Source organism: Methylobacterium mesophilicum, from assembly GCF_022179445.1.
GTDB lineage: Bacteria > Pseudomonadota > Alphaproteobacteria > Rhizobiales > Beijerinckiaceae > Methylobacterium > Methylobacterium mesophilicum.
Genome location: NZ_BPQU01000151.1, coordinates 1 through 249 on the forward strand (window position 1 = coordinate 1; position 249 = coordinate 249).

General features: G+C 77.9%; 1 pseudogene. It reads right to left on the minus strand.

Annotation, left to right across the window (positions count from 1 at the left end):
* Positions 1–249, minus strand: a pseudogene (locus MFF40_RS28570) (hypothetical protein); the annotation flags it as partial.

Sequence of the window (249 nt, forward strand, 5' to 3'; positions counted from 1 at the left end):
CTCGTCCCCCTGGGCCGCCACCACGGTGCCGGGGCCGAAGCGGGGGTGGACCACCCGCTCCCCGCCCCGGAAGGCCCCGGGCCTCGGGCGATGGGGGGGCGGGGAGGGCGGGCGCCGGTAGGGGTCGTACACCTCGTAAACCCCCTCCTCCACCTCCCCCAGGAAGCGGCTCGGCCGGGCGGGCTCCCGCCTGCCGTAGACCTCCCGCTCCTCGGCGTGGGAGAGGTAGAGCCTCTCCTGGGCCCGGGT